28 protein-coding genes are annotated in these 25042 nt (G+C 63.9%); 6 read left to right on the forward strand and 22 right to left on the reverse strand.

Annotated features, from left to right (window positions below):
* Position 1: 1 nt before the first annotated feature.
* The 3 genes from LY284_RS11400 to LY284_RS11410 are packed head-to-tail and all read right to left on the reverse strand — an operon-like array spanning position 2 to position 2569.
* Positions 2–1111 (reverse strand): heme A synthase, encoded by a 1110-nt coding sequence (locus LY284_RS11400; RefSeq protein ID WP_014190301.1) that lies wholly within the window; start codon positions 1109–1111, stop codon positions 2–4.
* Between the two features lie 22 nt (positions 1112–1133).
* Positions 1134–1787 (reverse strand): cytochrome c oxidase subunit I, encoded by a 654-nt coding sequence (locus LY284_RS11405; RefSeq protein WP_014190300.1) that lies wholly within the window; start codon positions 1785–1787, stop codon positions 1134–1136.
* A 29-nt stretch (positions 1788–1816) separates the two neighbouring features.
* Entirely contained in the window at positions 1817–2569 is a 753-nt protein-coding gene (locus tag LY284_RS11410; RefSeq protein WP_014190299.1) for an SURF1 family protein, read from the reverse strand.
* A 113-nt stretch (positions 2570–2682) separates the two neighbouring features.
* On the opposite strand from LY284_RS11410, the gene LY284_RS11415 reads away from it, so the two are divergent.
* Positions 2683–2892 (forward strand): twin transmembrane helix small protein, encoded by a 210-nt coding sequence (locus tag LY284_RS11415; RefSeq protein WP_041730903.1) that lies wholly within the window; start codon positions 2683–2685, stop codon positions 2890–2892.
* Between the two features lie 219 nt (positions 2893–3111).
* On the opposite strand, the gene LY284_RS11420 is transcribed toward LY284_RS11415, so the two are convergent.
* From LY284_RS11420 to LY284_RS11455, 8 genes are all read right to left on the reverse strand, one after another.
* Positions 3112–3969 carry a cytochrome c oxidase subunit 3 gene (locus LY284_RS11420; RefSeq protein WP_014190297.1) on the reverse strand — a complete coding sequence of 286 codons (858 nt, stop codon included), beginning with the start codon at positions 3967–3969 and terminating at the stop codon, positions 3112–3114.
* 77 nt (positions 3970–4046) lie between these two features.
* Positions 4047–4247 (reverse strand): DUF2970 domain-containing protein, encoded by a 201-nt coding sequence (locus LY284_RS11425; RefSeq protein ID WP_014190296.1) that lies wholly within the window; start codon positions 4245–4247, stop codon positions 4047–4049.
* A 2-nt stretch (positions 4248–4249) separates the two neighbouring features.
* Positions 4250–4816, reverse strand: coding sequence for a cytochrome c oxidase assembly protein (locus LY284_RS11430; RefSeq protein WP_014190295.1), 567 nt, complete (start codon positions 4814–4816; stop codon positions 4250–4252).
* Between the two features lie 9 nt (positions 4817–4825).
* Complete coding sequence (locus tag LY284_RS11435) at positions 4826–4966, reverse strand: cytochrome oxidase small assembly protein (RefSeq protein ID WP_014190294.1); 141 nt, start codon at positions 4964–4966, stop codon at positions 4826–4828.
* Between the two features lie 62 nt (positions 4967–5028).
* A complete protein-coding gene (gene ctaD / locus LY284_RS11440; RefSeq protein ID WP_014190293.1) occupies positions 5029–6642 on the reverse strand; it encodes a cytochrome c oxidase subunit I in 1614 nt (537 codons plus the stop codon).
* A 98-nt stretch (positions 6643–6740) separates the two neighbouring features.
* Positions 6741–8354: a cytochrome c oxidase subunit II gene (gene coxB, locus LY284_RS11445; RefSeq protein WP_041730096.1), complete on the reverse strand. Its 1614-nt coding sequence runs from the start codon at positions 8352–8354 to the stop codon at positions 6741–6743.
* A 45-nt stretch (positions 8355–8399) separates the two neighbouring features.
* Positions 8400–8873, reverse strand: a complete 474-nt coding sequence (locus LY284_RS11450) for a DUF2244 domain-containing protein (protein WP_014190291.1) — start codon at positions 8871–8873, stop codon at positions 8400–8402.
* A gap of 232 nt (positions 8874–9105) precedes the next feature.
* A complete protein-coding gene (locus tag LY284_RS11455; RefSeq protein WP_014190290.1) occupies positions 9106–10086 on the reverse strand; it encodes a methyltransferase domain-containing protein in 981 nt (326 codons plus the stop codon).
* 149 nt (positions 10087–10235) lie between these two features.
* Here LY284_RS11455 and LY284_RS11460 point away from each other — a divergent pair, with 149 nt between their 5' ends.
* Both LY284_RS11460 and trmL read left to right on the forward strand, forming a co-directional pair.
* Entirely contained in the window at positions 10236–11021 is a 786-nt protein-coding gene (locus tag LY284_RS11460) for a phosphoribosyltransferase family protein (protein ID WP_014190289.1), read from the forward strand.
* Positions 11022–11052: 31 nt separating this feature from the next.
* Positions 11053–11523, forward strand: coding sequence for a tRNA (uridine(34)/cytosine(34)/5-carboxymethylaminomethyluridine(34)-2'-O)-methyltransferase TrmL (gene trmL, locus LY284_RS11465; RefSeq protein ID WP_014190288.1), 471 nt, complete (start codon positions 11053–11055; stop codon positions 11521–11523).
* Here trmL and LY284_RS11470 read toward each other — a convergent pair.
* From LY284_RS11470 to LY284_RS11490, 5 genes are all read right to left on the reverse strand, one after another.
* A complete protein-coding gene (locus LY284_RS11470) occupies positions 11520–12035 on the reverse strand; it encodes an O-acetyl-ADP-ribose deacetylase (RefSeq protein ID WP_014190287.1) in 516 nt (171 codons plus the stop codon). The two genes, trmL and LY284_RS11470, sit on opposite strands and share 4 nt — an antisense overlap.
* An 18-nt stretch (positions 12036–12053) precedes the next feature.
* Positions 12054–13052, reverse strand: coding sequence for an NAD(P)H-dependent glycerol-3-phosphate dehydrogenase (locus tag LY284_RS11475; protein WP_014190286.1), 999 nt, complete (start codon positions 13050–13052; stop codon positions 12054–12056).
* 32 nt (positions 13053–13084) lie between these two features.
* Positions 13085–13555: a protein-export chaperone SecB gene (gene secB / locus LY284_RS11480; protein ID WP_014190285.1), complete on the reverse strand. Its 471-nt coding sequence runs from the start codon at positions 13553–13555 to the stop codon at positions 13085–13087.
* A gap of 69 nt (positions 13556–13624) precedes the next feature.
* Complete coding sequence (gene grxC, locus LY284_RS11485; protein WP_014190284.1) at positions 13625–13885, reverse strand: glutaredoxin 3; 261 nt, start codon at positions 13883–13885, stop codon at positions 13625–13627.
* Positions 13882–14307, reverse strand: a complete 426-nt coding sequence (locus tag LY284_RS11490) for a rhodanese-like domain-containing protein (RefSeq protein WP_014190283.1) — start codon at positions 14305–14307, stop codon at positions 13882–13884. The genes grxC and LY284_RS11490 overlap by 4 nt, the downstream gene beginning before the upstream one ends.
* A gap of 184 nt (positions 14308–14491) precedes the next feature.
* On the opposite strand from LY284_RS11490, the gene gpmA reads away from it, so the two are divergent.
* The 3 genes from gpmA (at position 14492) to LY284_RS11505 (ending at position 17921) form a co-directional block, all read left to right on the forward strand.
* Positions 14492–15238, forward strand: coding sequence for a 2,3-diphosphoglycerate-dependent phosphoglycerate mutase (gene gpmA, locus LY284_RS11495; protein WP_014190282.1), 747 nt, complete (start codon positions 14492–14494; stop codon positions 15236–15238).
* Between the two features lie 231 nt (positions 15239–15469).
* Positions 15470–17053 carry a S41 family peptidase gene (locus LY284_RS11500; RefSeq protein ID WP_014190281.1) on the forward strand — a complete coding sequence of 528 codons (1584 nt, stop codon included), beginning with the start codon at positions 15470–15472 and terminating at the stop codon, positions 17051–17053.
* Positions 17054–17156: 103 nt separating this feature from the next.
* Positions 17157–17921, forward strand: coding sequence for a molybdopterin-synthase adenylyltransferase MoeB (locus LY284_RS11505; protein ID WP_014190280.1), 765 nt, complete (start codon positions 17157–17159; stop codon positions 17919–17921).
* A gap of 1 nt (position 17922) precedes the next feature.
* Here LY284_RS11505 and ptsP read toward each other — a convergent pair whose 3' ends face one another.
* The 6 genes from ptsP to LY284_RS11535 form a co-directional block, all read right to left on the reverse strand.
* Positions 17923–19683: a phosphoenolpyruvate--protein phosphotransferase gene (gene ptsP, locus LY284_RS11510; RefSeq protein ID WP_175582445.1), complete on the reverse strand. Its 1761-nt coding sequence runs from the start codon at positions 19681–19683 to the stop codon at positions 17923–17925.
* 220 nt (positions 19684–19903) lie between these two features.
* A complete protein-coding gene (locus tag LY284_RS11515; RefSeq protein ID WP_014190278.1) occupies positions 19904–20173 on the reverse strand; it encodes an HPr family phosphocarrier protein in 270 nt (89 codons plus the stop codon).
* Positions 20174–20210: 37 nt separating this feature from the next.
* Positions 20211–20702: a PTS sugar transporter subunit IIA gene (locus LY284_RS11520; RefSeq protein ID WP_014190277.1), complete on the reverse strand. Its 492-nt coding sequence runs from the start codon at positions 20700–20702 to the stop codon at positions 20211–20213.
* Positions 20703–20965: 263 nt separating this feature from the next.
* Complete coding sequence (gshB, locus tag LY284_RS11525; protein ID WP_014190276.1) at positions 20966–21922, reverse strand: glutathione synthase; 957 nt, start codon at positions 21920–21922, stop codon at positions 20966–20968.
* Between the two features lie 62 nt (positions 21923–21984).
* Positions 21985–23274: a glutamate--cysteine ligase gene (gene gshA / locus LY284_RS11530; RefSeq protein WP_014190275.1), complete on the reverse strand. Its 1290-nt coding sequence runs from the start codon at positions 23272–23274 to the stop codon at positions 21985–21987.
* A gap of 300 nt (positions 23275–23574) precedes the next feature.
* Positions 23575–25041 (reverse strand): ammonium transporter, encoded by a 1467-nt coding sequence (locus LY284_RS11535; protein ID WP_041730094.1) that lies wholly within the window; start codon positions 25039–25041, stop codon positions 23575–23577.
* Position 25042: the final 1 nt, after the last annotated feature.

Consider the following 25042-nt stretch of genomic DNA (forward strand, 5'->3'; position numbering starts at 1 on the left):
GTCACGCTGAAACGACGTCGCGCGCGGGAACTGCGGCGCGGCCGGGACGGCTAGAAGAGATTCGAAAGTTTAGCATAACGAGTAGCAGCAACAGGATGGCAGCCCCGCCGTTATGCGCCACGGCGACCGGCAGCGGCCATTGCAGCACGATGTTCGACATGCCCGTCAGGAACTGGATCACGATCATCAACAATACGCCGTTCGCGGGCTTCTTCAGCGATTCGAATCGTCGCAGCCGCAGGGCGAGCCAGAGCAGATACAGCACGACGACCACGGCGAACATGCGATGCGTCCAGTGAATCGCGACGAGCGCGTCCTGCGAGATCACATCGCCGTCGCCGGTCATGCCGAGCGCGCGCCACAGATGAAAGCCGTGCTCGAAGTTCATCGGCGGAATCCATTGACCGTTGCACAGCGGGAAGTCCGTGCAGGCGAGCACCGCGTAATTCGTGCTGACCCAGCCGCCGAGCGCCACCTGCACGATCAGCAGCAGCAGGCCGAATGCCGCGGCGGGCATCCAGCGCGCGGCGGCCGAATCGAGCGACGGAATCGGCGTCATGCGCGCGGCGAGCCAGCCGAGCACGCCGAGCAGCGCGAGCCCGAGCAGCAGATGCGTCGTCACGATCACCGGCTGCAGCTTCAGCGTGACGGTCCACGCGCCGAACGCGCCCTGCACGAGAATGAGCGCGAGAATGCCCGTCGGCCACCACGGCGACACGTGCAGCGGGCGCTTCTTGATGCGCGCCGTCCACGCGATGATCACCTGCGCGATGATCAGCACGCCGATCGCCATCGCGAAATAGCGATGCAGCATTTCGATCCACGCCTTCACCATGCTCACCGGGCCGGTCGGCATCGCCTGATACGCGGCCGTGATCTGCGCATGCGCGATGAACGGCGACGACGTGCCGTAGCAGCCGGGCCAGTCGGGGCAGCCGAGCCCGGAATCGGTCAGGCGCGTGAAGCCGCCGAACATGATGAGATCGAGCGTCAGGAACGTCGTCAGCCAGACGAGCTTCCTGAACTTGTCGTCGTCGGCCTTGACCCAGACATACGAGAGCGGCAAGAGCGCGATGCAGATGCCGATCAGACCCAGTTGCAACAGAAACATATTCGCTTACCTCAACCCGCGTTTAACCGATCCGCGACCACTTCAGCAACTTCGCCACGTCCGCGTTGATCTTCTTCGGATCGGGGTTCTTCGGGAAGCGCATCATCAGATTGCCGTTCGGATCGACGAGAAAGATGTGATCCGTGAGCTTCGTGCCGTCATCGACCGGCAGCCACGCGGCGACGGCTTTTTCGTCGGCCACGAGCATGCGCGTGTCGGGTTGCGGATACGCGGTCTTGATGACGTCGGCAACGGGTTTGTCATCGGTGCGCAGCCAGACGTTGACGACGCGCTCGCGCTCGCCCGATTGCAGCGCGCGCACCTGACGCATGAAGTAGAGGCGCGTCGCGCATGACTCGTCGCAGTCGCTGCCGTTGACGATGACCATCAGCCATTTGCCTTCGAGCGACTTGAACGGCAGGCTCTGTCCTTTTTCGTCGGTGACGACGAGTTGCGCGGGAATCGGCCGCTGCGGATCGATCAGCGTGCCGTAGCTCGATGTGCCGCCCGCCGGCTTGAACACGTAGTACATCAGGTACGAGGCGATCACCGGCGCGGCGCACACGAGCGCAAGCAGAAGCAGCATCCAGCGGCCGCTGATCCATGAACCCTTGCCGGGCGTGCGTTGCCGCGTGCGCGTCTTGTCTGCGTCGGCGGTGGAGCGTTGTGATTGCATCGGAAAAACTGCCTCTGTTCGGTCAAATTTCAGGCGTGGTGTTCGGCTTCGTCGTCGTGTCCGGCTTCGTCGTCGAGTCCGTCGCCTTTCTTCGCGGCGCGACGCGCGGCATACAGGCCGAACGCGACGGCCGCCGCGGCCATGCCCCACCACTGGAACATATAGCCGTAATTGCGCTCGACGCCGAGCGTCGGCGCGGGCCAGTCGCGCACGAGCTTGTCGCCGGTGTCGCTGGTCTGCTGGATCACGAACGGCTGAAACGCGAGCCCGGTTTCGTTCGCATACGACGCGATGTCCAGGTTCTGGCGAATCTGCGCGTGCGCGGCCGATCCGCCCTGCCCCAGTTCGAACGCCTGCGACGCGTTCGCGCGCGCGATGCCCTTCACCTCGACGACGCCCTTCGGCGTCTCGTAATGCTCGATGCCCGTGCGGTCCGCCATGTTGCGCGGCAGCCATCCGCGGTTCACGAGCACATAGCCGCCGCCCTCAAGTTTAAGCGGCATCACGACATAAAAGCCTGGCTGGTCGTTATACGGACGATTGTCCAGATACACGACGCGCTCCGGCATGAACTCGCCGCGCGCCTCCACACGATGGAATTCGATGGACTTGAGCGGCAACGTCTGCGCGCCGACGTCCCGCGCGGGTGCATTCTCGAACGCGACGATCTGCGCGTTGAGCGCCTCCTTCTGATGCGCGCGATCGCGCTGCCAGAAGCCGAGCCGCACCGTCACCGCGACCACCACGAGAATCAGCAGCGTGGGCCAGAAACGAATCTTCATATGCGCGGCATCCATGGAGGCGCCGCACGGCGCAGGGCATCGAGTGAGATAATGAGATGATCCAATTCAATACTGCTCATCGTAGTTTCTGAGCACCAATGCTGGCTGGTTTCATGCACATCATCGTTGCTATTGCATTCATCCTGATCATCGGCAGCCTCGGTTCGGCGCTCTACTTCATGATGACCGACCGCGGCAGGACCAAGCGGATGGTGTGGTCGCTCGCCATGCGTGTCGGGCTGTCCATTACGCTCTTCCTCTTCATCCTGTTCGCGCACTGGATGGGCTGGATCGAGTCGTCCGGCATTCCCATCGGACGCTGACTCGCGACGCTGTTCGGACAATAACCCCGCGCGCGGGTCCTGCCCTACGAGACGTATTGTCGCGGCGCGGCACTTTCATCACGTCCCTCTAAACGACAACGCCGCCCCTTGAGACAGCGAGGGCGGCGTGTTGATCACAGCTTCTTTGCTCCCGGACCGGCGTCGCCGCCGGTCTTGCGTCGCGCGCCATGCAGCGCGCGCCCGCTTTCGATAATCCGCTTACAGCCAGTAGACGACGACGTACAGGCCCAGCCACACCACGTCGACGAAGTGCCAGTACCACGCGGCGCCCTCGAACGCGAAGTGATGCTCCGCCGTGAAGTGCCCGCGAATCAGACGGAACATCACGACCGCCAGCATCGTGCCGCCCAGGAACACGTGGAAGCCGTGGAAGCCGGTCAGCAGGAAGAACGTCGAGCCGTACACGCCGGAATTGAGCGTCAGGTTCAGTTCGTTGTACGCGTGGAAATACTCGTAGCCCTGGCAGAACAGGAAGATGATACCGAGCAGAACCGTCGCGCCCAGCCAGATGATCGCCTTCTTGCGATGATCTTCGCGCAGCGCGTGGTGCGCCACCGTCAGCGTCGCGCCGGACGACAGCAACAGCGCCGTGTTGATGGTCGGCAGCGGCCACGGCACCATCGCGCGGAAGTGACCGACGAGCGCGGCGGGGCCGGTGTTGGGCCACACGGCGGTGAAGTCCGGCCAGATCAGCTTGTAGTCGAGGCTGCCGAGCTGATGCATCGCGATGGCGCGCGCGTAGAACAGCGCGCCGAAGAATGCACCGAAGAACATCACTTCGGAGAAGATGAACCAGCTCATGCTCCAGCGGTACGACACGTCGACGCGCTTGCCGTACATGCCGCCTTCCGATTCGGAGATCGCGTCGCCGAACCAGTGCCACAGCACGAACAGCACGAACAGCAGGCCGACGAACGTGCCGGCCGGGCCCCAGGTGTGCCCGTTCACCCACATGGCCAGCGATGCGAGCATCACCAGCAGGCCGGTCGCGGCCATGACCGGATGCCGCGACGGATGCGGCACGAAATAGTACGGGCTCTCGTTTTGACCGCTCATTGTTGATTCTCCACTTCGATCCAGTTGCTTGAATTTTTTCGACGCCGCGCGTTCAACCGATACGCCCGGCGTTCCGTCTATCCCACTACCGCGCGCACGATCAGCAGCAACACGACGATGAAGAGCGCCGCGCCGATGACGCCCGCCGCGATCAGATGCAGCGGATTGAGCTGCGCCGCATCGCTTTCGAGGTCAGCCCGGCGGCGCACGCCGAAAAACGACCAGAACACCGCCTTCACGAGCTTGAGAAAGCCGCTCTTTGCGCGCGGTTCGTTCATCGTCAGTTCGACGCCTGCTTCGGCGCGTCCAGCTCGAAAAACGTGTACGACAAGGTGATCGTCTTCACATCCTTAGGCAGCTTCGGATCCACGACGAACACCACCGGCATGCGCTTCGTTTCCTTCGGTGCAAGCGTCTGCTGCGTGAAGCAGAAGCATTCGATCTTGTTGAAATACTCGGTGGCCTGTTTCGGCGCATAGCTCGGGATGGCCTGCGCCTTCACCGTGCGATTCTGCTCGTTGGTCACTTCGTACATCACCGTCGTCACTTCGCCGGGGTGCAGGTCGAGACTGTGCTGCTCCGGCTTGAACTGCAGCGGGCCGCGCGCATTCGCATCGAATTCGATCGAAATCGTGCGGCTCATGTCCACTTGCGTGTTCTTCGCCTCGCGCGCGCTGACGTCGCGCTGCACGAGATTGTTGATGCCGGTGATCTCGCAGATCGCGCGGTACATCGGCACGAGCGCGAAGCCGAAGCCGAACATCAGCGCGGCCACGACGAAGAGTTTCACCAGCATCGACCGGTTGAAGGACCGGTCGATATGCGAATTTTCCTGCGGAGTCGACACGTTGCTTTCCTACCCTCGCGACAACAGGTATTGCCTGACGACGATACCCAGAAAGAAGACGGCGGCAATCAACATCATGATGATTCCGAGCCGCTTGTTGCCCGCGCGGATGTCCTCGGGCGTGCGTCTTTTTTGTGGATTCGGGGCCATGCTTTCCTTGCTTTCCGCTCGCAGAGCATCCTTCCGGACGCCCCGCGAACCAGACTCACTATTTACTCGACCGTCGGCGGATGCTCGAAGGTGTGGAACGGCGCCGGGCTCGGCACGGTCCATTCGAGGCCTTCCGCGCCATCCCACGGCTTGTCAGACGCCTTTTCGAGCTCGCCGCCGCCGCGATACGTCGGCAGCGCGACCGCGAACAGGAAGTACACCTGCGCGAGGCCGAAGCCGAATGCGCCGATCGTCGCGACCTGATTGAAGTCGGTGAACTGCGCCGGGTAATCCGCGTAGCGGCGCGGCATGCCCGCGAGACCCAGGAAGTGCATCGGGAAGAACGTGATGTTGAAGAAGATCATCGACGCCCAGAAGTGGATCTTCCCGCGCATTTCGTTGTACATCCAGCCGGTCCACTTCGGCGCCCAGTAGTACCAGCCCGAGAACAGCGCGAACAGCGACCCCGCCACCAGCACGTAGTGGAAGTGCGCCACCACGTAGTACGTGCCGTGCATCTGGATGTCGAGCGGCGCCATCGACAGGATCAGGCCGGTGAAGCCGCCCATCGTGAACACGAACAGGAAGCCGATCGCGAAGAGCATCGGGGTTTCGAACGACAGCGCGCCGCGCCACATCGTCGCCACCCAGTTGAACACCTTCACGCCCGTCGGGACCGCGATCAGCATGGTCGCGTACATGAAGAAGAGCTGGCCCGTCACCGGCATGCCGGTCGCGAACATGTGATGCGCCCACACCATGAACGAGAGAATCGCGATCGATGCGGTTGCGTACACCATCGAGCTATAGCCGAACAGCGGCTTGCGCGAGAACGCCGGAATCACCTGCGACACGATCCCGAACGCCGGCAAGATCATGATGTACACCTCGGGGTGGCCGAAGAACCAGAAGATGTGCTGGTACATGACCGGATCGCCGCCGCCCGCCGCGTTGAAGAACGACGTGCCGAAGTGACGGTCGAACAGCACCATCGTGATCGCGCCCGCGAGAACCGGCATCACGGCGATCAGCAGGTACGCGGTGATGAGCCACGTCCACGCGAACATCGGCATCTTCATGAGCGTCATGCCCGGCGCGCGCATGTTCAGAATCGTCACGACGATGTTGATGCCGCCCATGATCGACGACGCACCCATGATGTGGACCGCGAAAATCGCGAAGTCCATGCCCGGGCCCATCTGCGTGGAGAGCGGTGCGTAGAGCGTCCAGCCCGCGGCCGTCGCGCCGCCCGGCACGAAGAACGAGCCGACGAGCAGCACCGCGGCGGCCGGCAGCAGCCAGAAGCTGAAATTGTTCATGCGCGCGAACGCCATGTCCGATGCGCCGATCTGCAGCGGCACCATCCAGTTCGCGAAGCCGACGAACGCCGGCATGATCGCGCCGAACACCATGATGAGGCCGTGCATGGTGGTCAGCTGATTGAAGAACTCGGGGCGCATGATCTGCAGGCCCGGCTCGAACAGCTCGGCTCGGATGCCGAGCGCCATCACGCCTCCGGAGAGGAACATGATGAAAGAGAACAACAGGTACAGCGTACCGATGTCCTTGTGGTTGGTGGCGAGCAGCCACCGGCGCCAGCCATGCGGCACATGGTGCTCATGGTCGTCGTGCGCGTGGTCGTGGCCTGCGCCTACATCGTGTCCGATGCTAGACATGACAATCATCTCCTAAAGCGAATACTCGGGGCACTTGGGCTTCCCGCTTGCTCTTCCGTTGCATCCGATGTGCGAAGGAAGAGCAGGCGCGAGTCACGTCAAGCAGCCGGACTGATTTCTACGCGGCGTGCTTCCTTGGCATCCGTGCCGCCCGTGATCGACTCGGGCTTCTTCAGCACGATGCGGTCTTCCGGCACGCCTGCTGCCTTCAGCGCGTCGCGCACGGCTTGCGCGCGGCGCTTGGCGAGATCGGCGTTCAGGTCGGCGCCGCCGGTCGCGTCCGTGAAGCCCGACAGCGCGAGCTTCGCGTCCGGGTGGGCCTTCGCGTACGCGGCCGCAGCCTGCACGGCGTTGCTGGCGTCGGCGGGCAGCGTGTCCTTGCCCGTCTCGAAATAGATGCTGGCGGGCAAACCGGCTGCCTGCGTGGCTGCTGCGCCCGATGCCGCCGGCGCGCTCGCTTCCGCGGCCGCAGGCGCTGCGCTCGCCGCTTCAGGCGCCGCCGCCGCTGCCGTCGTGCCGCCGCCCTGGGGCATCTTGCCCGCCTTGGCGTCGATGACCTGCTTCGGTTGCAGCAGATCGCCCGTATGGTTGCTCCAGTTGTTGCGCTCGAACGTGACGACCGATGCGAGCTCGACGTCGTTCAGCACGCCCTGCCACGGCGGCATCGCGCCCTTGCCGTGCAGCACGATGTTCAGGTGCTCGGCAATCGAGCCGGTCGCGATCTTCGAGCCGTCGATCGCCGGGAACTGGCCCGCGCCCTTGCCGGTCGGCTGGTGGCAGACCGCGCAGTTCGACGTGTAGACCTGCTGGCCGCGCGCCATCAGTTCTTCTTTCGTGTAGGTCTTGAGCGGATCGTCCTGGCCGGCGGCCATCTTCTTCTTTTGCGCATCGACCCACTTCGCGTAGTCGTCGGTGGACAGCACTTCGACGACCACCGGCATATACGCGTGCTCCTTGCCGCACAGTTCAGTACAGAAGCCGCGGAACGTGCCGACCTTCTCGGCCTTGAACCAGGTGTCGCGCACGAAGCCCGGAATCGCATCCTGCTTCACGCCGAACGCCGGGATGTACCACGAGTGCACGACGTCGTTCGCCGTGGTGATGATGCGGATTTTCTTGTCGACCGGCACGACGAGCGGGTTATCCACTTCCTGCAGATACAGATTCGAGATCGGCTTCTGGCCGTTCGTCTCGCTGCGCGGCGTGGACAGCGTCGAGAGGAAGCTGATGCCTTCGCCCGGCCCCTTCACGTAGTCGTAGCCCCACTTCCACTGATAACCCGTGACCTTCACGGTGAGATCGGCGTTGCTCGTGTCCTTCATGGCGACGACGGCTTTCGTTGCCGGCAGCGCCATCAGAATGACGATGATGAACGGCGCGATCGTCCAGATGATTTCGACGGTGGTGCTTTCGTGGAAATTGGCCGGCTTGAAGCCTTTCGACTTGCGATGCACGAACATCGAATAGAACATCACCCCGAACACGCCGACGAAGATGACGGTGCAGATGATGAGCATGAAGATATGGAGGCCGTAGAGCTCCTCGGCGATCTTCGTCACAGGCTGCTGGAAGTTGATCTCGTTCACACGAGGACCGCCAGGAGCGTCGCTGACCGCCAGGGCCACGCCGGCGTTGAGCAGTGCGCCTGCCGCCAGCACGCCCGACAGGGCTCGCTTGATTGTTTTCATAGCATCCTTACCCAAATTTTCCATTCAAACCCTCGACCCCCCGTTGCATCGCGGCAGCGCCGGCTCCTCTCAAAGACGTCTCAATGACGCCTGCAACTCGGCTGCAAATTGTTTGCGACGATGCTGTGCAAGGTGTTGTCCGATTTTCACCGATTGACCGCGCGATACGATCGTGAGCGGCTCTCTCGGCGTCGCGCCCGCTTCGACCCGCACCCACCGCGGGTTGAACTCGAACTGCGTCAGCACTTCGGCGTTCATCTGTTCGATCAACAACCGGTTTTGATACAGCCGGACTCGCTCGTAGTCGACGGCATGGCGCGCGTAAATCACGAACGCGATGCCCACGACCGTCAATTCGACTCCGGTGAACGGCAGCACCAGCCAGGCGCCGTTCAGGAACAGCGGCGTTGCGATCGCCAGCGAAAACAGCGCAAGCGACAGGTAAAAGCCCACGAACTGACGCGGCGACACCGAGCAGTTTCGCTTCATCAGCCAGTCTTTGATGACCGGCTCGGATTCCGTCAGCGTCTGGCTGGCCTGCATCGCTGCCTCCATCGATCCGCACGCAATCACACACTTTTGCTCGGATTTCGCCCAAATTTGTGTCAGTCCGGGCGACAAACTGACGCATTATAGGCGTCTTAAGTGGCATCCACAAGCAAGGGTCGTAACGTCGCAAAGCCAAGCGCCACAAGCTTCTGCGCCCTTTTGACGCACCTTTTTGCGCGCTTTTTTTGCGCAAATTTCAGACATAACAACCGCGCTCTTTACCCCGTCAGCGTTTCGGTTTCGAGCCTCGTCCGATATCTTCCAGCCGCACGATGCCGTGTCCTTCGGCCGTCGTGCGCTGCACCGCTTTCCAGGCGTGACCGTAGATCACTTCGAACGTGAGCGGTATCGTGCCGTCGTCGCGGCGCAGCGCTTCGAGCGCGCGATGCACCGCGCCGCGCAAGGCTTGCGCGTCGGCGCGGCCCGCCTCGAACACGCGTTCGAAGGGATAGGCGCCCCAGCGCGTCACGTCGGCGAAAAGCGATTCGGGCGATTTGTACGTGATGGTCAGGACTTCCTGATCCATCACCGGAATTTCGAAGCCGCTTTCCACGAGCATGTCGCCGAGGTCGTGCATGTCGACGAAATCGATCGCGTGCGGCGCCGGTTCGAGCCCGAGCGTGCGCTCGGCTTCGCGATACGCGGCGCGCAGCTCGCGCAAGGTGTCGGGACCGAAGGTGCTGAACATCAGCAGGCCGTTCACCTTCAGCACGCGCTGCCATTCCGGGAAAACGAGGTCGGGACGCGCGTGCCAGTGCAGCGCGAGATTCGACCACAGCAATTCGAACGCGCCCGCCGCGAACGGCAGCGCGGAAAAATCCGCCTGCGCGAGTTGCGGGCCGCGTGCGCCGAACGCCTTGGCGAGCGTCGACGGGAGAAAGCGCCGCCAGCCAGCGCCGTTGTCGCCATCCGCGGCTTCGGCGGCGCGGGCGCGCGCGAGCATCGCGGACGAAATGTCGACGCCTGTCACGGACGCCTCGGCAAAGCGCTCCCGCAGACCGCCCAGGTCCGCCCCGACGCCGCACGCCGCATCGAGGACGCGCACCGGCGCGACCTTGATGTAGTCGAGCCGCTCGCGCATGCGCTGCGCGATTTCGCGCGGCAGGAAGGCGACGTCGTCGAAGCTGTCGGCGCGTCCGTCGAAGATCGCGCGCAGACGGCGCGGATCATAGGCCGGACGGCTAGTGTTGGGGGATGTCGGGGACATGTCGATCTTTTTGCGGAGAGTGCGAAGTATACTCGGTCGTCTCGAAAACAACCCATGCGAAGCGCTGATACGAGGCATAAAAGCCTTCTGAGGCGCAACGATTGCGCGTGTTTAGCGCTTCGAGCCGCGATTTTCCCGATTCCGCCGTCATGAAAGCCGACCGTCTTCGCCTTCCGTTCCGAACGCCCGTGACGACGTGCGCGCGCGAATTCGCGTCGGCGATGAAACGGCTCGTTGATGCCGCCATGCCGAGTCAGTGCGCGTTATGCGGCAATTTGTCGCAAGCGCTGCTGTGCGGAGGTTGCGACGCGCAATACTGGAACGAGCCGCGCCTGCGCTGCGCGACCTGCGCGCTGCCGCTTGCCGCGCCGGACCTGCGACGCGAACGCGAAGATACGCGCGCGCATTGCGCCGCGTGCCTCGAATCACCGCCCGCTTTCAACGACACGCTGGCGCTCGCCGACTACCGCGCGCCGCTCGACACCCTCGCCGTCGAACTGAAGTTTCGTGCACGGCTGGCCGCGGGCGCAGCCTTCGCGCATCATCTGCATGCACTGTTCGAAGATAGCGACCTGCCCGTGCCCGACGTGATCGTGCCCGTGCCGCTTTCGCGCGCACGGCTCGTCGCGCGCGGCTATAACCAGGCATGGGCGATCGCGCGTCCGCTCGCGCGCGCGATGGGCGTGCGCGCCGATGCGTCGATCATCGCGCGCGTGCGGCATACGTCAGCGCAATCGCGGCTCGACCGGGATGCGCGCCGCCGCAACGTCGCGAGCGCGTTCTCGATTTCGGGTGATGTGCGCGGCCAACATATCGGCGTCGTCGACGATGTGATGACCTCCGGCGCGACGCTCGACGCCCTCGCGCGCACGCTCAAGCTCGCCGGTGCGCGGCGCGTGACCAATTTCGTGGCGCTGCGCACACCGAAGGATTAACCCTCTTAACCCTCTTTAGCCACTGCACTCCATGTTCAACGTCGTACTCGTCGAACCCGAAATTCCGCCGAACACCGGCAACGTGATCCGCCTGTGCGCGAACACGGGCGCGCGGCTGCATCTGATCGAGCCGCTCGGCTTCCCGCTCGACGATGCGAAGCTGCGCCGCGCCGGTCTCGATTATCACGAGTATGCCGAAATGAACGTGCATGCGAACTGGGATGCCTTCATCGCGAAAGAAGCGCCCGACGCCACGCGCATGTTCGCCTTCACGACGCGCGGCTCGACGCCCTTTTTCGATCACGCGTTCGCGCCCGGCGACTGGTTCGTGTTCGGCGCGGAAACGCGCGGCCTCGCGCCCGCGTTGCTGGAGCGCTTTCCGACCGAACAGCGCGTGCGCCTGCCGATGCGGCCGGGCAACCGCAGTTTGAATCTGTCGAATACCGTGGCGATCGTGACGTTCGAAGCGTGGCGTCAGGCGGGCTTCGAGGGCGGCGCTTAAGCCTGTGCCGCGTCGAGTTCGGCGCGATAGAGCGCGAGCATATCGTCCTGGAAGCACGCAAAAATGACATGCGTGATGGATGGCGTGGAGGGCAGTGTTCCGATGACCGTGCGCACCGCGATCGGCACGGCCTCTTCCACGGGAAAGCGATAGATGCCGCAGCTTATCGCGGGAAACGCGATCGACCTGCAGCCGGCATCTTCCGCGAGTTGCAGCGAACGCCGATAGCAGTTCGCGAGCAATTCCGCCTCGTTCTTGCGGCCGCCGCTCCAGCGCGGACCGACCGCGTGAATGACATGCTTCGCCGGAAGATCGTGGCCGCCGGTGATTTTCGCGTCGCCGGTATCACAGCCGCCGAGCGTCTCGCATTCGCGCAGCAAGCCTTTGCCCGCCTTGCGATGGATTGCGCCATCGACTCCGCCGCCGCCGAGCAGCGACTTGTTCGCCGCATTGACGATGGCGTCGACGTCGAGTGTCGTGATGTCGGCTTTCAGCGCTTCGAGCTTGACCATCGCCCACGCCCCTTTCGATTACTCCGCCTTCGCGTCCCGGCTGAGCAGCGCTTGCACGGCGTCGCGCGGCGCCACGTTTTCGAACAGCACGCGGCATACCGCCTGCGTGATCGGCATCTCGATGCCTCGCGCCTGCGCGATGCCCAGCACGGCGCGCGCGCAACGCACGCCTTCCGCGACATGGCCGAGCGCCGCGAGAATCTCGTCGAGCGTGCGTCCGCTCGCCAGTTGCATGCCGACGGTGCGGTTGCGCGAGAGATCGCCGGTCGCGGTGAGGATGAGATCGCCCAGGCCGGTCAGCCCGGTGAAGGTCTCCGCGCGGCCGCCGAGCGCGACGCCCAGCCGCGACATCTCCGCGAGCCCGCGCGTAATCAGCGCCGCGCGTGCGTTGAGACCGAGGCCGAGGCCATCGGAAATGCCCGTCGCGATGGCGAGCACGTTCTTCACCGCGCCGCCCACTTCGACGCCGATGACGTCGTCGCCGGTGTAGATGCGCATCGCGCCGTGATGGAACGCCGCGACCGTGCGCGCGGCAAGCTCCGGCGACGCGCTCGCGACCGTCAGCGCAACCGGCAGGCCGCGCCCCACTTCGCGCGCGAAGCTCGGTCCGGAAAGCGTGCCGTTGCTGCGATGCGCCGGCAATTCGGCCGCGACGACTTCATTGGGAAGGCTCTGCGTGTCGGCCTCGAAGCCTTTGCAGAGCCAGACGATATGCGCCGGCACGATGCCGGACTGCCGCATCGCACGGCACAGTTCGCGCAAGCCGGCGACGGGCGTGGCGACGACGCACAGCGCCTCGTCCGCCGAGGCGTGCGCGAGCGCCGCGGCCAGATCCGTCTCGAAGCCGAGTGTGGACGGCAGCGTCACGCCTTCCAGATAGCGCGTGTTTTCGTGCGTGCGGGAGAGTGATCCGATGAGCGCGGCATCGCGCGCCCAGAGCTTCGTGTCGTGCCGGGTCGCGAGGTGGCCCGCAAGTGCGGTGCCCCACGCGCCGGCGCCGAGAACGGCTACTTTCATGCTCGGCTCCGGTCCGGCAGATTGGAGAAGTGTTAGTGCGTTGCGCCGTTCGCCGCGCCGTCCTGGCCGCCCGCGAGTTGCGCGACGCGCTGCTCGTACAGCGCCTGGAAGTTGATTTCCGCGAGGTGGATCGGCGGGAAACCGGCGCGCGTGATCGCGTCGGCGATATTCGAGCGCAGATACGGGAACAGAATGGTCGGGCACGCAATGCCGACGAGCGGATCGATCTGCTCGGCCGGAATGTTGCGGATATCGAAGATGCCTGCCTGCTTCGCTTCGATCAGGAAGGCGACCTTGCTTGCGACCTTCGCCGTGACGGTGCCCGTGACCAGCACTTCGAAGACGCTTTCGGCGAGGCGGTCAGCCTTCACGTCGACTTCGACTTCCACCGACGGCATTTCCTGTTCGAGGAAAATGCCGGGCGAATTCGGCTGTTCGAGCGACATGTCCTTCAGGTAGATGCGCTGAATGTTGAAAAACGGCTGATTGTTCTCGTCGGACATATTGATTTCCTAGTAAATCGGTATGCGGCGCGCGCAAAACACGGTCAAACGCGCGCCGCGGGTGTGTCGTCAGGCGGATTCGAGCAAGGGCACGAGCCCGCCTTTGCGGTCGAGTGCGGACAGATCGTCATAGCCGCCGACATGCGTATCGCCGATATAAACCTGCGGCACGGTGCGCCGGCCGGTGCGCGTCATCATTTCCTCGCGCCGGCCCGGTTCACGGTCGATCAGGATCTTCTCGATGGCGTCGACCCCGCGGGACTTTAAAAGACGTTCGGCCATCTGGCAATACGGGCACACGACCGTGCTGTACATGACGACTTTATTCACTTGACTGCTCCTTGTTTCACCACCGGCATGCCTGCCTTTTGCCAGGCGTCAACTCCGCCTTGCAAAACGTGGACTTCGGCGTAACCCGCCTCGGACACGGTGCGGCTCGCACGTTGCGATTCTTGACCGGTTTGGCATACAAGCACGACCGGATTGCTCTTATTCTTTGCGATCTGGCCGATTTTTGCTTGGAGCTCCGCCAGTTCGATATTGCGTGCCGACGGCAGATGACCCTTCGCGAACTCCGCGGCGGGCCGCAGATCGACCACCACCGCGTTGCGCCGGTTGATGAGCGTCGTGGCTTCCGCAGCGCTTACGCCGCCGCGCCCGCGCCGCGAGATGGCGGGCCAGAGAAGCAGCGCGCCCGAAACCAGCGCGATGACGATGAGTGCGATATTCGTGTAATCAGTGAAAAACTTCACGTCGAGGGCCGCCGAAATTGAGTAGAAAAGGGAGAAAGGGAAATGAGGGCAATCGGGGCATTATAAAATAACCGTTTCCCGCGATGGCCTCCGCCGTCCGGCCGATGGCCGCGCCCCGCCCGCACATGGCAGGATGACGGGGCGCGATCGGCGCACCCGCTTTTCCAACTGACCGACCGACATCATGTACAAGCTAGTGCTCATCCGCCACGGCGAATCGACGTGGAACAAGGAAAACCGCTTCACCGGCTGGGTCGACGTCGACCTGACCGAGCAAGGCAACCGCGAGGCGCGCCAGGCCGGCGTGCTGCTCAAGGAAGCCGGCTACAAGTTCGACATCGCCTATACGTCGGTGCTGAAGCGCGCGATCCGCACGCTGTGGCACGTGCAGGACGAGATGGACCAGATGTATATCCCCGTCGTGCATTCGTGGCGGCTGAACGAACGGCACTACGGCGCGCTCGCGGGTCTGAACAAGGCCGAAACGGCCAAGAAATACGGCGACGACCAGGTGCTCGTCTGGCGCCGCAGCTACGACACGCCGCCGCCCGCGCTCGCACCGGACGACGAGCGCGCATCCTTCGGCGACCCGCGCTACGCGAAGGTGCCGCGCGAGCAACTGCCGCTCACCGAATGCCTGAAGGACACCGTCGCGCGCGTGCTGCCGTTCTGGAACGAGTCGATCGCGCCGGCCATCAAGTCGGGCAAGCAGATCGTGATTTCGGCACACGGCAACTCGATCCGCGCGCTCGTGAAGTACCTGGACAACATTTCCGACCAGGACATCGTCGGGCTGAATATCCCGAACGGCGTGCCGCTCGTCTATGAGCTCGACGAGAACCTGAAGCCCATCAAGCACTACTACCTGGGCGATCCGGAAGCCATCGCGGCCGCGCAGGCGGCTGTCGCCAAGCAGGGCAAGGCGGGCTGAAGGCGACTCGCCGGACCAAGCCGCTGAAACAAGGGCCGTCGTCGCGCATGACGCGCGTCTGACGGCGCGTCAGCGCGCTCGACAGGTTCTCCCAAAACGTGCGCAATCCCGCGCAGCCGTGCAGCGAAACCTCGGGCATTTAAGTTGCGATTAAGTCGTCGATCGAGACGAGCAGGTATACTGGCCCGTCACACCTACGATGCAGCTCATCCGATTCCGACCGCACTCTCTATGCGAAAGAACCTGAAAAACTTCGGCCTGGTCGCCGTTGGCGTTGCTGCCGGCGCACTCGCGACCCTGCAGATTTCCGCATCTGCCCAGCAAACCGCCTCCACGCCCCTGCCGCTCGAACAATTGCGGCTCTTCGCCGAAGTCTTCGGGCAAATCAAGCACGAATACGTCGAACCGGTCGACGACAAAAAGCTCCTCACCGCCGCCATCAAGGGCATGGTGTCGAGCCTCGACCCGCACTCGTCCTACCTCGACAAGACCGATTACGAAGAACTTCAGGAGCAGACCAAAGGTCGCTTCGCGGGCCTCGGCATCGAAATCTCGTCCGAAGACGGGCTCATCAAGGTGATCTCGCCGATCGAAGACACGCCCGCGTTCCGCGCCGGCATTCGTCCGGGCGACCTCATCACGCGCATCAACGACAAGCCCGTGCGCGGCATGACGCTCGACAAAGCCGTGAAGCAGATGCGCGGCGAGCCGGGCACGAAGGTCACGCTCACGATCTTCCGCAAGAGCGACGACCGCACGTTCCCGCTTACCGTGACGCGCGCCGTGATCCGCGTGCAGTCCGTGAAGATGAAGGTGCCGGAGCCGGGCTACGGCTATATCCGCATCACGAGCTTCCAGGAGCGCACGGTGCCGGATCTCGCCGCGAAGCTGCAGGATCTCGCGCGCCAGCAGCCGAACCTGAAGGGTCTCGTGCTCGACCTGCGCAACAACGGCGGCGGTCTGCTGCAAAGCGCTGTCGGCGTCGCGGGCGCATTCCTGCCGGATAACGCGGTGGTCGTGTCGACCAATGGACAAATCGCGGACGCGAAGCAGACTTTCCGCGATACCTACGACAACTACCGTCTGCCGTCCTTCGATTCCGATCCTTTGAAGAGCGTGCCGGAAATCTTCAAGAAGGTGCCGATGGTCGTGCTGACGAACGCCTACTCGGCCTCCGCGTCGGAGATCGTCGCGGGCGCGCTGCAGGATCATCATCGCGCGCTGATCGTCGGCAAGACGACGTTCGGCAAGGGCTCGGTGCAGACCGTCCGCCCGATGACCGCCGACACCGCGCTGCGCCTGACCACGGCGTATTACTACACGCCAAGCGGCAAGTCGATCCAGAACCAGGGCGTGCGCCCGGACGTTCCGGTCGATCAATATGCCGACGGCGATCCGGACGACGCGCTCGTCACGCGCGAAGTCGATTACTCGAACCACCTCGCGAACACGCAGGATCCGAACGAGAAGAAGGAACAGGAACAGCGCGAGGCGGATCGCCTGGAGCAGTTGCGTATTCTCGAAGAGCAGAACGACAAGAAGACGCCGGAGCAGCGCCGCAAGGATCGCGAACGCAAGCCCGTCGAGTTCGGCAGCGCCGACGACTTCATGCTCCAGCAGGGCCTGAACAAGCTCGAAGGCAAGCAGGTGGTCGAGTCGAAGTCGTACAGCGAACGCAAGCTCGCGCAGAACAAGCCGCCGCGCTCGGCGTCCGCGCCGGTCGTCGCGCCGCCGGCGCTGCCCGCTACGCCCGGCTCGTCGCCGGCGTCGGGCGCGCAGCCGGCTTCGTCGCCGACCGCACAGCAAACGAAGTAACCCGCCGGTAGTTCTTCCAAAGGCTTCGCAGCATGACGCTGCGAAGCCTTTTGTCTTTTGCGCGCTTAGAATGCTTCGTTCCGGCAAGCCGCTTTCATTCGCGATGAACGACGACCAACTCCTCCGCTATTCCCGCCATATTCTCGTCGATGAAATCGGCATCGAAGCGCAGCAGCGTTTTCTCGACGCGCACGCGATCATCGTCGGCGCGGGCGGGCTCGGCGCGCCCGCCGCGATGTATCTTGCGGCAGCGGGCGTCGGGACAATCACGCTCGTCGACGCCGATACCGTCGATCTCACGAATCTGCAGCGGCAGATCGTGCACATGACGCGTTCGGTGGGCGCGCCCAAGGTGGAATCGGCGCGCGAGACCCTGAACGCGCTGAATCCGGATGTCGCCGTGGAAGCGGTGAACGCGCGCGCGGACGCGGCGTGGCTCGCGGCAAACGTGAGCCGGGCAAGCGTGGTGCTCGATTGCAGCGACAACTTCGCGACCCGTCACGCGATCAACGCGGCGTGCGTCGCGCATGGCGTGCCGCTCGTGTCGGGCGCGGCCTTGCGCTTCGACGGGCAAATCAGCACGTTCGATTTCCGCGCGCCGGACTCGCCCTGCTACGCGTGCGTGTTTCCGCCGGATCAGCCGTTCGAGGAAGTCGCCTGCTCGACAATGGGCGTGTTCGCGCCGACGGTCGGCATCATCGGTGCGATGCAGGCCGCGGAAGCGCTGCGCGTGGTCGGCGGATTCGGCGAAACGCTCAGCGGACGCCTGATGATGCTCGACTCGCTGCGCATGGAATGGAACACGATGAAGATCGCGCGCCAGCCGGATTGCCCGGTTTGCGGCGCGCGTCATGCAAACCCGAGGTGAATCAGGCCTTCTGTAACGCGGCGAGCGCCGCCTCCAGTTCCGCGGGTTCGTAGGCGGCGAGCACGTCCGCGACGGGCTTTTCCAGCGCCTTGAGGCTCGAACGCAGAATTTCCTGCTTCACGACGAGCAACTGGCTCGGATGCATCGAAAACTCGGTAAGCCCGAGCCCGAGCAACAGGCGCGTGACGGCGGGATCGCCCGCCATTTCACCGCACACCGAAACCGGCACGCCCGCGCGCTTCGCCTCGCGCAGCGTGAACGCGATCAGATTCAGCACCGCCGGATGCAGCGGATCGTACAGATGCGCGACGGCGTTATCGGCGCGATCGATCGCGAGCGTGTACTGAATCAAATCGTTCGTGCCGATCGACAGAAAATCGAGCCGGCTGAGGAACAGCCTCACCGCGATGGCCGCCGCGGGAATCTCGATCATCGCGCCGACCTGAATCTGGCGGTCGTAAGCGGCGCCTTCTTCGTCCAGTTGACGCTTCGCCTCGCGAATCAGATCGAGCGTCTGATCGATTTCCCCCGCGTGCGCGAGCATCGGAATCAGGATCTTGGTCGGGCCGAACGCCGACGCGCGCAGGATCGCGCGCAGTTGCGTGATGAACATCTGCGGCTCGGACAGGCTCCAGCGAATCGCGCGCAAGCCGAGCGCCGGATTGGGCGCGGTTTCGTAGCCATCGCCGCCGCTCATCGAATCGAGCGGCTTGTCCGCGCCGACGTCGATCGTGCGGATCGTCACCGGCTTGCCGTTCATCAGCTCGACCGCGCGCTTGTATGCCTCGAACTGCTCCTCTTCTTCGGGCAGCTGATTCTTGTGATTCATGAAGAGGAATTCGGTGCGGAACAGGCCCACGCCCATCGCGCCCGCTTCGACGGCGACCTGCGCGTCGTCCGGCAACTCGATGTTCGCGCACAGCTCGATCTTCGTGCCGCAGAGCGTTTGCGTCGGCGAGAATTTCAGGCGCTGGAGCTTGCGCTGTTCGAGCAGCTTTTCGCTTTGCCGATACGAATATTCTTCGAGAACGATCGGCGCCGGATCGACGATCACGATGCCATGATCCCCGTCGACGATGATGAGATCGTTCTGGCGAATCAGCACGCTCGCCTGCTGCACGCCGACCGAAGCCGGAATGCCGAGACTGCGCGCCACGATCGCCGTGTGCGACGTGCGTCCGCCCAGATCGGTGACGAAGCCCTTGAACGCCTGGGTCTTGAACTGGAGCATGTCCGCCGGCGCAATATCGTGCGCGACGACGATCATCTCGTTGTGGCCGTTGCTCGCCGCCGTGTGCACGACAAGCGATGCGGCCGTCGGCGCGCCCGCGAGCGCCTTCAGCAAGCGTTCGACGACCTGTTCGACGTCGGCTTTACGCTCGCGCAGGTATTCGTCTTCGATTTCGTCGAAGTAGCCGCCGAGAATTTCCAGCTGTTCGGTGAGCGCCCACTCCACGTTGTAGCGGCGCGTGCGAATGAGATCGATGGTTTCCTGCACGAGCATGGCGTCGTTCAGGATCATCATATGGACATTGATGAACGCGCCCATTTCACTGGGCGCGTCGGCGGAAAGGTCATCGCGCAGCGCTTCGAGCTCCGCGAGGACGGCCGCCTGCGCCGCGTGAAACCGGGCGATTTCCGCGTCGATCTGATCGGGTTCGATCAGGTAATGGTCTACGTCGAGCGCCGCGGGCGCGATCAGGTACGCGCGCCCGATGGCGATACCGCGCGAGACGGGAATTCCATGCAGCGTGAACGACACGCGCACCTCCTCTCATTTTTGATTGTCGCGGTCTTCAGCGCCCCCTCGGCGGGCGCAACCGCGCGTCCATTATAAATTCGAATGCGCCGATGAGTCCCTGAACACACGGCGGCGGCAGGGCCGGGCCAATTGCCCATTGCGGGCGAATTGGACGTGCGGATACGAAAAAGCCGCGTCGATGCGCGGCTTTTCACGGAAAACCATTACGGCGATGAAGCGCTTACTGCCCTTCCCCGAACTTATCGGCGATGAGCGCGAGGATTGCCTGCATGGCTTCGGCTTCGTCGGAGCCTTCGGTTTCGATCGTCACCGAACTGCCGATGCCCGCCGCCAGCATCATCACGCCCATGATGCTCTTCGCATTGATCCGGCGGCCATTGCGGCTCATCCAGATTTCGCATTGAAAATTGCCCGCCAGTTGCGTGAGCTTGGCCGAAGCGCGTGCGTGGAGCCCAAGCTTGTTCACGATCGTTGTTTCTTGTTGCAGCATGATGCTCCGAAACGCTAGATGGAAAAAATGAGCGGCGTCAGTGGCTGGCGGCAGCCTTGGCGCTGACGAGATCGGCGCTGGCCGAGCACGCCGGATCGGGCGAACCGGCGGCTTTGGTCGCGAGCGCGCAGGGATTGAGCGGCGTGGACGAATCCAGTTCCTGGATGCCCTTCGAGCCGCCCTGCAGAATCTTTTCGGTGAGCGTGTCGAGCGGCGTCGCGCGATAGCAGACGGCGCGCACCAACATGGGCAGATTGCAGCCGGCGAGCACACGCACGTCGGTGTCGTGCAGGCTCGCCGCGATGTTCGCGGGCGTCGCGCCGAAGACATCGGTGAGCACGATCGCACCATTGTCTTCTTTCAGGCGATCGATTTCGGAGCGCGCGAACGCGCGGACTTCGACGGGATCGCAGTCGGGCGTCACGTCGATGACGCCGATGCGCGCGGGCAAGCCGCCGTAAATATGCGCGATGCACTCGCGTAGTGCGGTGGCGAAAGGTGCGTGCGCGATGATCAGGATGCCAGCCATGTCAGGATGTTGCCTCAAGCGACGATTTAGCGACAAAAATCAGACGATTACGCCCGATTTCGCTCGAAAGCGCGCGAGCGGCGCGGACCACAAAACTAACGTGGCGCTGCCCGGGCGGAAATCAACCGCCCCGCGCCTTCGTTATCCGATATGCGTAAAGACATGATTGCGCCCTAGAAGCCAGGCGCCGGGACATCAATTCTAACAGTCTCGCCGGAGCCAGTCTGACGCGGCGTCCGAACGCGTTCCGTGCGCCGGCGGACTCACTGCGCCGCGCGTTCGAGCGCGTCGATGAACATACCCGCGACGTCGAAGCCGGTCTGATCCATGATCTCGCGGAAACACGTGGGGCTCGTGACGTTGACTTCGGTCAGATAGTCGCCGATGGCGTCGAGCCCGGCCAGCAAGAGACCGCGCGCCTGCAGCACCGGGCCGAGCGTCTCGGCGATTTCGCGATCGCGCGCCGACAGCGGCTGCGCGCGACCCAGGCCGCCCGCCGCGAGATTGCCGCGCACTTCGCTGCCCTGCGGAATGCGGGCGAGCGAATACGGCACAGGCTGCCCGCCGATCACGAGAATGCGCTTGTCGCCGTCCTTGATCTCCGGAATGAACTTCTGCGCCATCACCGTGCGCGCGCCGTCTTCGGACAGCATCTCGACGATCGAGCCGAGATTCATGCCGTCCGCCTTCACGCGGAAGACGCCCATGCCGCCCATGCCGTCGAGCGGCTTCAGGATGACGTCGCCGTGTTCGGCATGGAATGCGCGCAGACGCGCGGCGTCGCGCGTGACGAGCGTCGGCGTGACGAACTGCGGCCATTCCGCGATGGCGAGCTTCTCCGAGTGATCGCGGATCGCCTGCGGCTTGTTGAAGACGCGCGCGCCGTTGCGCTCGGCGATCTCCAGCAGCCAGGTCGCGTTCACGTATTCGAGGTCGAACGGCGGGTCCTTGCGCATCAGCACCGCGTCGAAATGCGTGAGCGGCAGATACTCGGCCTGCTCGGCCGCGTACCACGGAAAGCGGTCGCTGTTGGCCTCGTCGCCGACGATCGCGAAGCGCCGCGCGCTCGCCTCGACCGTCGCGCCCGTCCACGCGAGATGCTGCGGCTCGCACGCGTAGAGCACGTGGCCGCGCCGCGCGGCTTCGGCCATCATCGCGTAGGTCGTGTCCTTGTAGATCTTGAAGCGATCGAGCGGATCGGCGATAAAGAGGATGTTCATGGCAATTTGCTAGTTCGGTGCGCGGCCTGCGAGCTTACCGCAAGCCGCACTTTCGCACCTGATCACACCTGAATGGCTTCGGGATCGGTCTTTTCGAGTTCGACCGACGCCGCCAGCAACCCGAGCCGCGCCACCACGCCATACATGTAGAAGCGGTTCGGCGGCGCCGCGCCGGGCTTGGCGTGCGTGTCGGGCAGCGCCGTGTGCTCGAAGCCGAGCGGCACGAAATGCATGCCCGGCGCGTTGAGGTTCTGATCGCGCTCGCGCGACTCGTGCACGCGGTAGAAGCCGCCGACCACATACCGGTCGATCATGTACACCACCGGCTCGGCGACCGCCTCTTCCACGCGCTCGAAGGTGTGCACGCCTTCCTGCACGATCACGTCGTGTACTTGCAGGCCTTCCTTCGCGTCGTTCATCTTCGCGCGCTCGCGCTTGGTCAGCGCGGCGACCTCGCTCGCGTCGTGCACGGTCATCACGCCCTTGCCGTAGGTGCCGGCGTCGGCCTTGATCACCACGTAAGGACGCTCGCTGATGCCGTACTCGCGATACTTCTTCGCGATCTTCTTGAGCACGCCGTCGATGGCTTCCGCGAGCGCTTCCTCGCCCGTGCGCGCTTCGTAATCGACCCCTTCGACGTGCGCGAAGTACGGATTCACCATCCACGGATCGATTTCGACCATCTTCGCGAACTTCTTCGCGACGTCGTCATAGCAGGAGAAATGCGTCGATTTGCGGCGCACGGCCCAGCCCGCGTGCAGCGGCGGCAGCAGATACTGCTCGTGCAGATTTTCCAGCACGGGCGGAATGCCGGCGGACAAATCGTTGTTGAGCAGGATCGAGCACGGATCGAAATTCTTCAGTCCGAGACGCCGCGGCGTGCGTTCGAGCGGTTCCAGCACGATCTTCTGGCCGTCGGCGAGCGCGATCGTCACGGGGCCGTGAATGTTCTCGTCGAGCGTGCCGAAGCGCACGTGCAGTCCGGCTTGCCGCATGATCAGCGCGAGCCGCGCGACGTTCTCCAGATAGAACGCGTTGCGCGTGTGGCGCTCGGGAATGACCAGCAGATTCTTCGCGTCGGGGCAGATTTTCTCGATGGAGGCCATCGCGGCCTGCACGGCGAGCGGCAGCACTTCCTGCGGCAGATTGTTGAAGCCGCCGGGGAAGAGATTGGTATCGACCGGCGCGAGCTTGAACCCCGCGTTGCGCAGATCGACCGAACAGTAAAACGGCGGCGTGTGCTCTTGCCATTCGAGCCGGAACCACCGCTCGATGGCGGGCATGGCCTCGAGAATTTTCCGCTCGAGATCGAGCAGCGGGCCACTTAACGCCGTAACTAAGTGCGGAACCATGAATTTCTCGCGAGCTTTGCGTGGAACCGGAAGCGGCTTTCGCCGAACACCGGGAGGGAAAGATTGTAGAGCAATTGCTTTGCCTAATTGGGTATGAACCGCCAATTGACAAGGTTTCCCGGCCTTGCGGCGCAATGCTCGCAAGGAAATTCGCCTATCGTTCCCATAGTCCCGGTCCGGCCTTCGACGAAACCCGGACGAAAACCCTTCAGCCAAAAAAATGCCCGCCTGGAAAGGCGGGCAAAGTCGCTGCGCTCGTTGCTTTGCGCTGCGACCGGCGTGCCGGTCGCGGCGATTGTCTTACTCGACGTGCTCGCCATGCAGCGTGACGTCGAGACCTTCGCGCTCCTGTTCTTCGGTGACGCGCAGGCCCATCGTCATGTCGATGACCTTGAGCAGGATGAAGCTCACCACGCCGCTATAGACCAGCGTGACGATGACACCCTTCGCCTGCACGAGCACGCTGCCGTCGAAGCCGCCGATATCCTTCACCGCGAACACGCCCGTCAACAGCGCGCCGATGATCCCGCCGACGCCATGCACGCCGAACGCGTCGAGCGAATCGTCGTAGTTGAACTTGTGCTTGAGCCACGTTGCCGACCAGAAGCAGACCACGCCCGCGACGATGCCGATCACGATCGCACCCGTCACGCCGACGAAGCCCGAAGCCGGCGTCACGGCGACGAGACCCGCGACCGCGCCCGAAATGATGCCGAGCACCGAAGGCTTGCCCTTCGTGATCCACTCCGCGAACATCCAGCCGAATGCGGCGAACGCGGTGGCGATCTGCGTCGTGAGCATCGCGAAGCCGGCACGGCCGTCGGCGGCGACCGCGGAACCCGCGTTGAAGCCGAACCAGCCGACCCACAGCATCGATGCGCCGATCAGCGAGAGCACGAGATTGTGCGGCGCCATCACCTCACGGCCGTAGCCGACGCGCTTGCCGAGTACGAGACAGCACATCAGGCCCGCGATACCCGCGTTGATGTGCACCACCGTGCCGCCCGCGAAGTCGAGCACGCCCGCCGATGCCAGCCAGCCGGTCGGTTCCCAGACCATGTGCGCGATCGGCGAATAGACGATCAGCGACCACAGCGTCATGAACACGAGCATCGCGGAGAACTTCATGCGGTCGGCAAACGCGCCGGTGATGAGCGCCGGCGTGATGATCGCGAACGTGAGCTGGAACGCGAAGTAGACCGACTCCGGAATCGTCGAGGCGAGGTGGCTCACGGAGAGCGTCGTCGCCTTGTCGCCCTTGATGTAGGCCATGCCGTGCAGGAACACGCGCGAGAAGCCGCCGAGGAACGAACCGCCCGGTGTGAACGCGATGCTATAGCCGACCACCGTCCAGAGAATCGTGATCAGGCAGCAGATCGCGAAGCTCTGCATCACGGTGGCGAGCACGTTCTTCTTGCGGACCATGCCGGCGTAGAAGAGCGCGAGCCCGGGAATCGTCATGAACAGCACGAGCGCGACGGACGTCAGCATCCAGGCGGTGTCGCCGGAGCTGATCTTCGACGAATCGACCATGAACGGCTCGGTCGGCGCGGCAGGCGCGGCGTCCGATGCGCCCGAAGCGGCTGCGGCAGCATCCGCCGACGACGCCATCGCCGTGTTGGCGCTTGCGGGCGCGCTTGCAGCCGTATCCGACGATGCAGCCGCCGACGCGGCGGCCGGCGCGGACGCATCCTGAGCGAGCGCGGTGCCGGCATTGGCGCCGAGCAGCGCGGCCGCCATGCACAGTGACATCAAAAAGTTACGCATT

Source organism: Caballeronia sp. PC1 (assembly GCF_021353155.1).
GTDB classification, from domain to species: domain Bacteria; phylum Pseudomonadota; class Gammaproteobacteria; order Burkholderiales; family Burkholderiaceae; genus Caballeronia; species Caballeronia cordobensis.

Excerpts from the sequence above, each read along its gene's own strand:
- ctaD (WP_014190293.1), bottom strand. The coding sequence starts at position 6,642 with ATGTCTAGCATCGGACACGATGTAGGCGCAGGCCACGACCACGCGCAC.
- trmL (WP_014190288.1), top strand. The coding sequence starts at position 11,053 with ATGTTCAACGTCGTACTCGTCGAACCCGAAATTCCGCCGAACACCGGC.
- LY284_RS11520 (WP_014190277.1), bottom strand. The coding sequence starts at position 20,702 with ATGGCTGGCATCCTGATCATCGCGCACGCACCTTTCGCCACCGCACTA.
- secB (WP_014190285.1), bottom strand. The coding sequence starts at position 13,555 with ATGTCCGACGAGAACAATCAGCCGTTTTTCAACATTCAGCGCATCTAC.
- gshA (WP_014190275.1), bottom strand. The coding sequence starts at position 23,274 with ATGGTTCCGCACTTAGTTACGGCGTTAAGTGGCCCGCTGCTCGATCTC.
- LY284_RS11415 (WP_041730903.1), top strand. The coding sequence starts at position 2,683 with ATGCACATCATCGTTGCTATTGCATTCATCCTGATCATCGGCAGCCTC.
- LY284_RS11405 (WP_014190300.1), bottom strand. The coding sequence starts at position 1,787 with ATGCAATCACAACGCTCCACCGCCGACGCAGACAAGACGCGCACGCGG.
- LY284_RS11425 (WP_014190296.1), bottom strand. The coding sequence starts at position 4,247 with ATGAACGAACCGCGCGCAAAGAGCGGCTTTCTCAAGCTCGTGAAGGCG.
- LY284_RS11475 (WP_014190286.1), bottom strand. The coding sequence starts at position 13,052 with ATGAAAGTAGCCGTTCTCGGCGCCGGCGCGTGGGGCACCGCACTTGCG.
- LY284_RS11455 (WP_014190290.1), bottom strand. The coding sequence starts at position 10,086 with ATGTCCCCGACATCCCCCAACACTAGCCGTCCGGCCTATGATCCGCGC.
- LY284_RS11410 (WP_014190299.1), bottom strand. The coding sequence starts at position 2,569 with ATGAAGATTCGTTTCTGGCCCACGCTGCTGATTCTCGTGGTGGTCGCG.
- coxB (WP_041730096.1), bottom strand. The coding sequence starts at position 8,354 with ATGGAAAATTTGGGTAAGGATGCTATGAAAACAATCAAGCGAGCCCTG.
- LY284_RS11420 (WP_014190297.1), bottom strand. The coding sequence starts at position 3,969 with ATGAGCGGTCAAAACGAGAGCCCGTACTATTTCGTGCCGCATCCGTCG.
- LY284_RS11505 (WP_014190280.1), top strand. The coding sequence starts at position 17,157 with ATGAACGACGACCAACTCCTCCGCTATTCCCGCCATATTCTCGTCGAT.
- LY284_RS11515 (WP_014190278.1), bottom strand. The coding sequence starts at position 20,173 with ATGCTGCAACAAGAAACAACGATCGTGAACAAGCTTGGGCTCCACGCA.
- LY284_RS11400 (WP_014190301.1), bottom strand. The coding sequence starts at position 1,111 with ATGTTTCTGTTGCAACTGGGTCTGATCGGCATCTGCATCGCGCTCTTG.
- LY284_RS11435 (WP_014190294.1), bottom strand. The coding sequence starts at position 4,966 with ATGGCCCCGAATCCACAAAAAAGACGCACGCCCGAGGACATCCGCGCG.
- LY284_RS11450 (WP_014190291.1), bottom strand. The coding sequence starts at position 8,873 with ATGCAGGCCAGCCAGACGCTGACGGAATCCGAGCCGGTCATCAAAGAC.
- gpmA (WP_014190282.1), top strand. The coding sequence starts at position 14,492 with ATGTACAAGCTAGTGCTCATCCGCCACGGCGAATCGACGTGGAACAAG.
- LY284_RS11500 (WP_014190281.1), top strand. The coding sequence starts at position 15,470 with ATGCGAAAGAACCTGAAAAACTTCGGCCTGGTCGCCGTTGGCGTTGCT.
- LY284_RS11535 (WP_041730094.1), bottom strand. The coding sequence starts at position 25,041 with ATGCGTAACTTTTTGATGTCACTGTGCATGGCGGCCGCGCTGCTCGGC.
- LY284_RS11470 (WP_014190287.1), bottom strand. The coding sequence starts at position 12,035 with ATGGTCAAGCTCGAAGCGCTGAAAGCCGACATCACGACACTCGACGTC.
- LY284_RS11460 (WP_014190289.1), top strand. The coding sequence starts at position 10,236 with ATGAAAGCCGACCGTCTTCGCCTTCCGTTCCGAACGCCCGTGACGACG.
- gshB (WP_014190276.1), bottom strand. The coding sequence starts at position 21,922 with ATGAACATCCTCTTTATCGCCGATCCGCTCGATCGCTTCAAGATCTAC.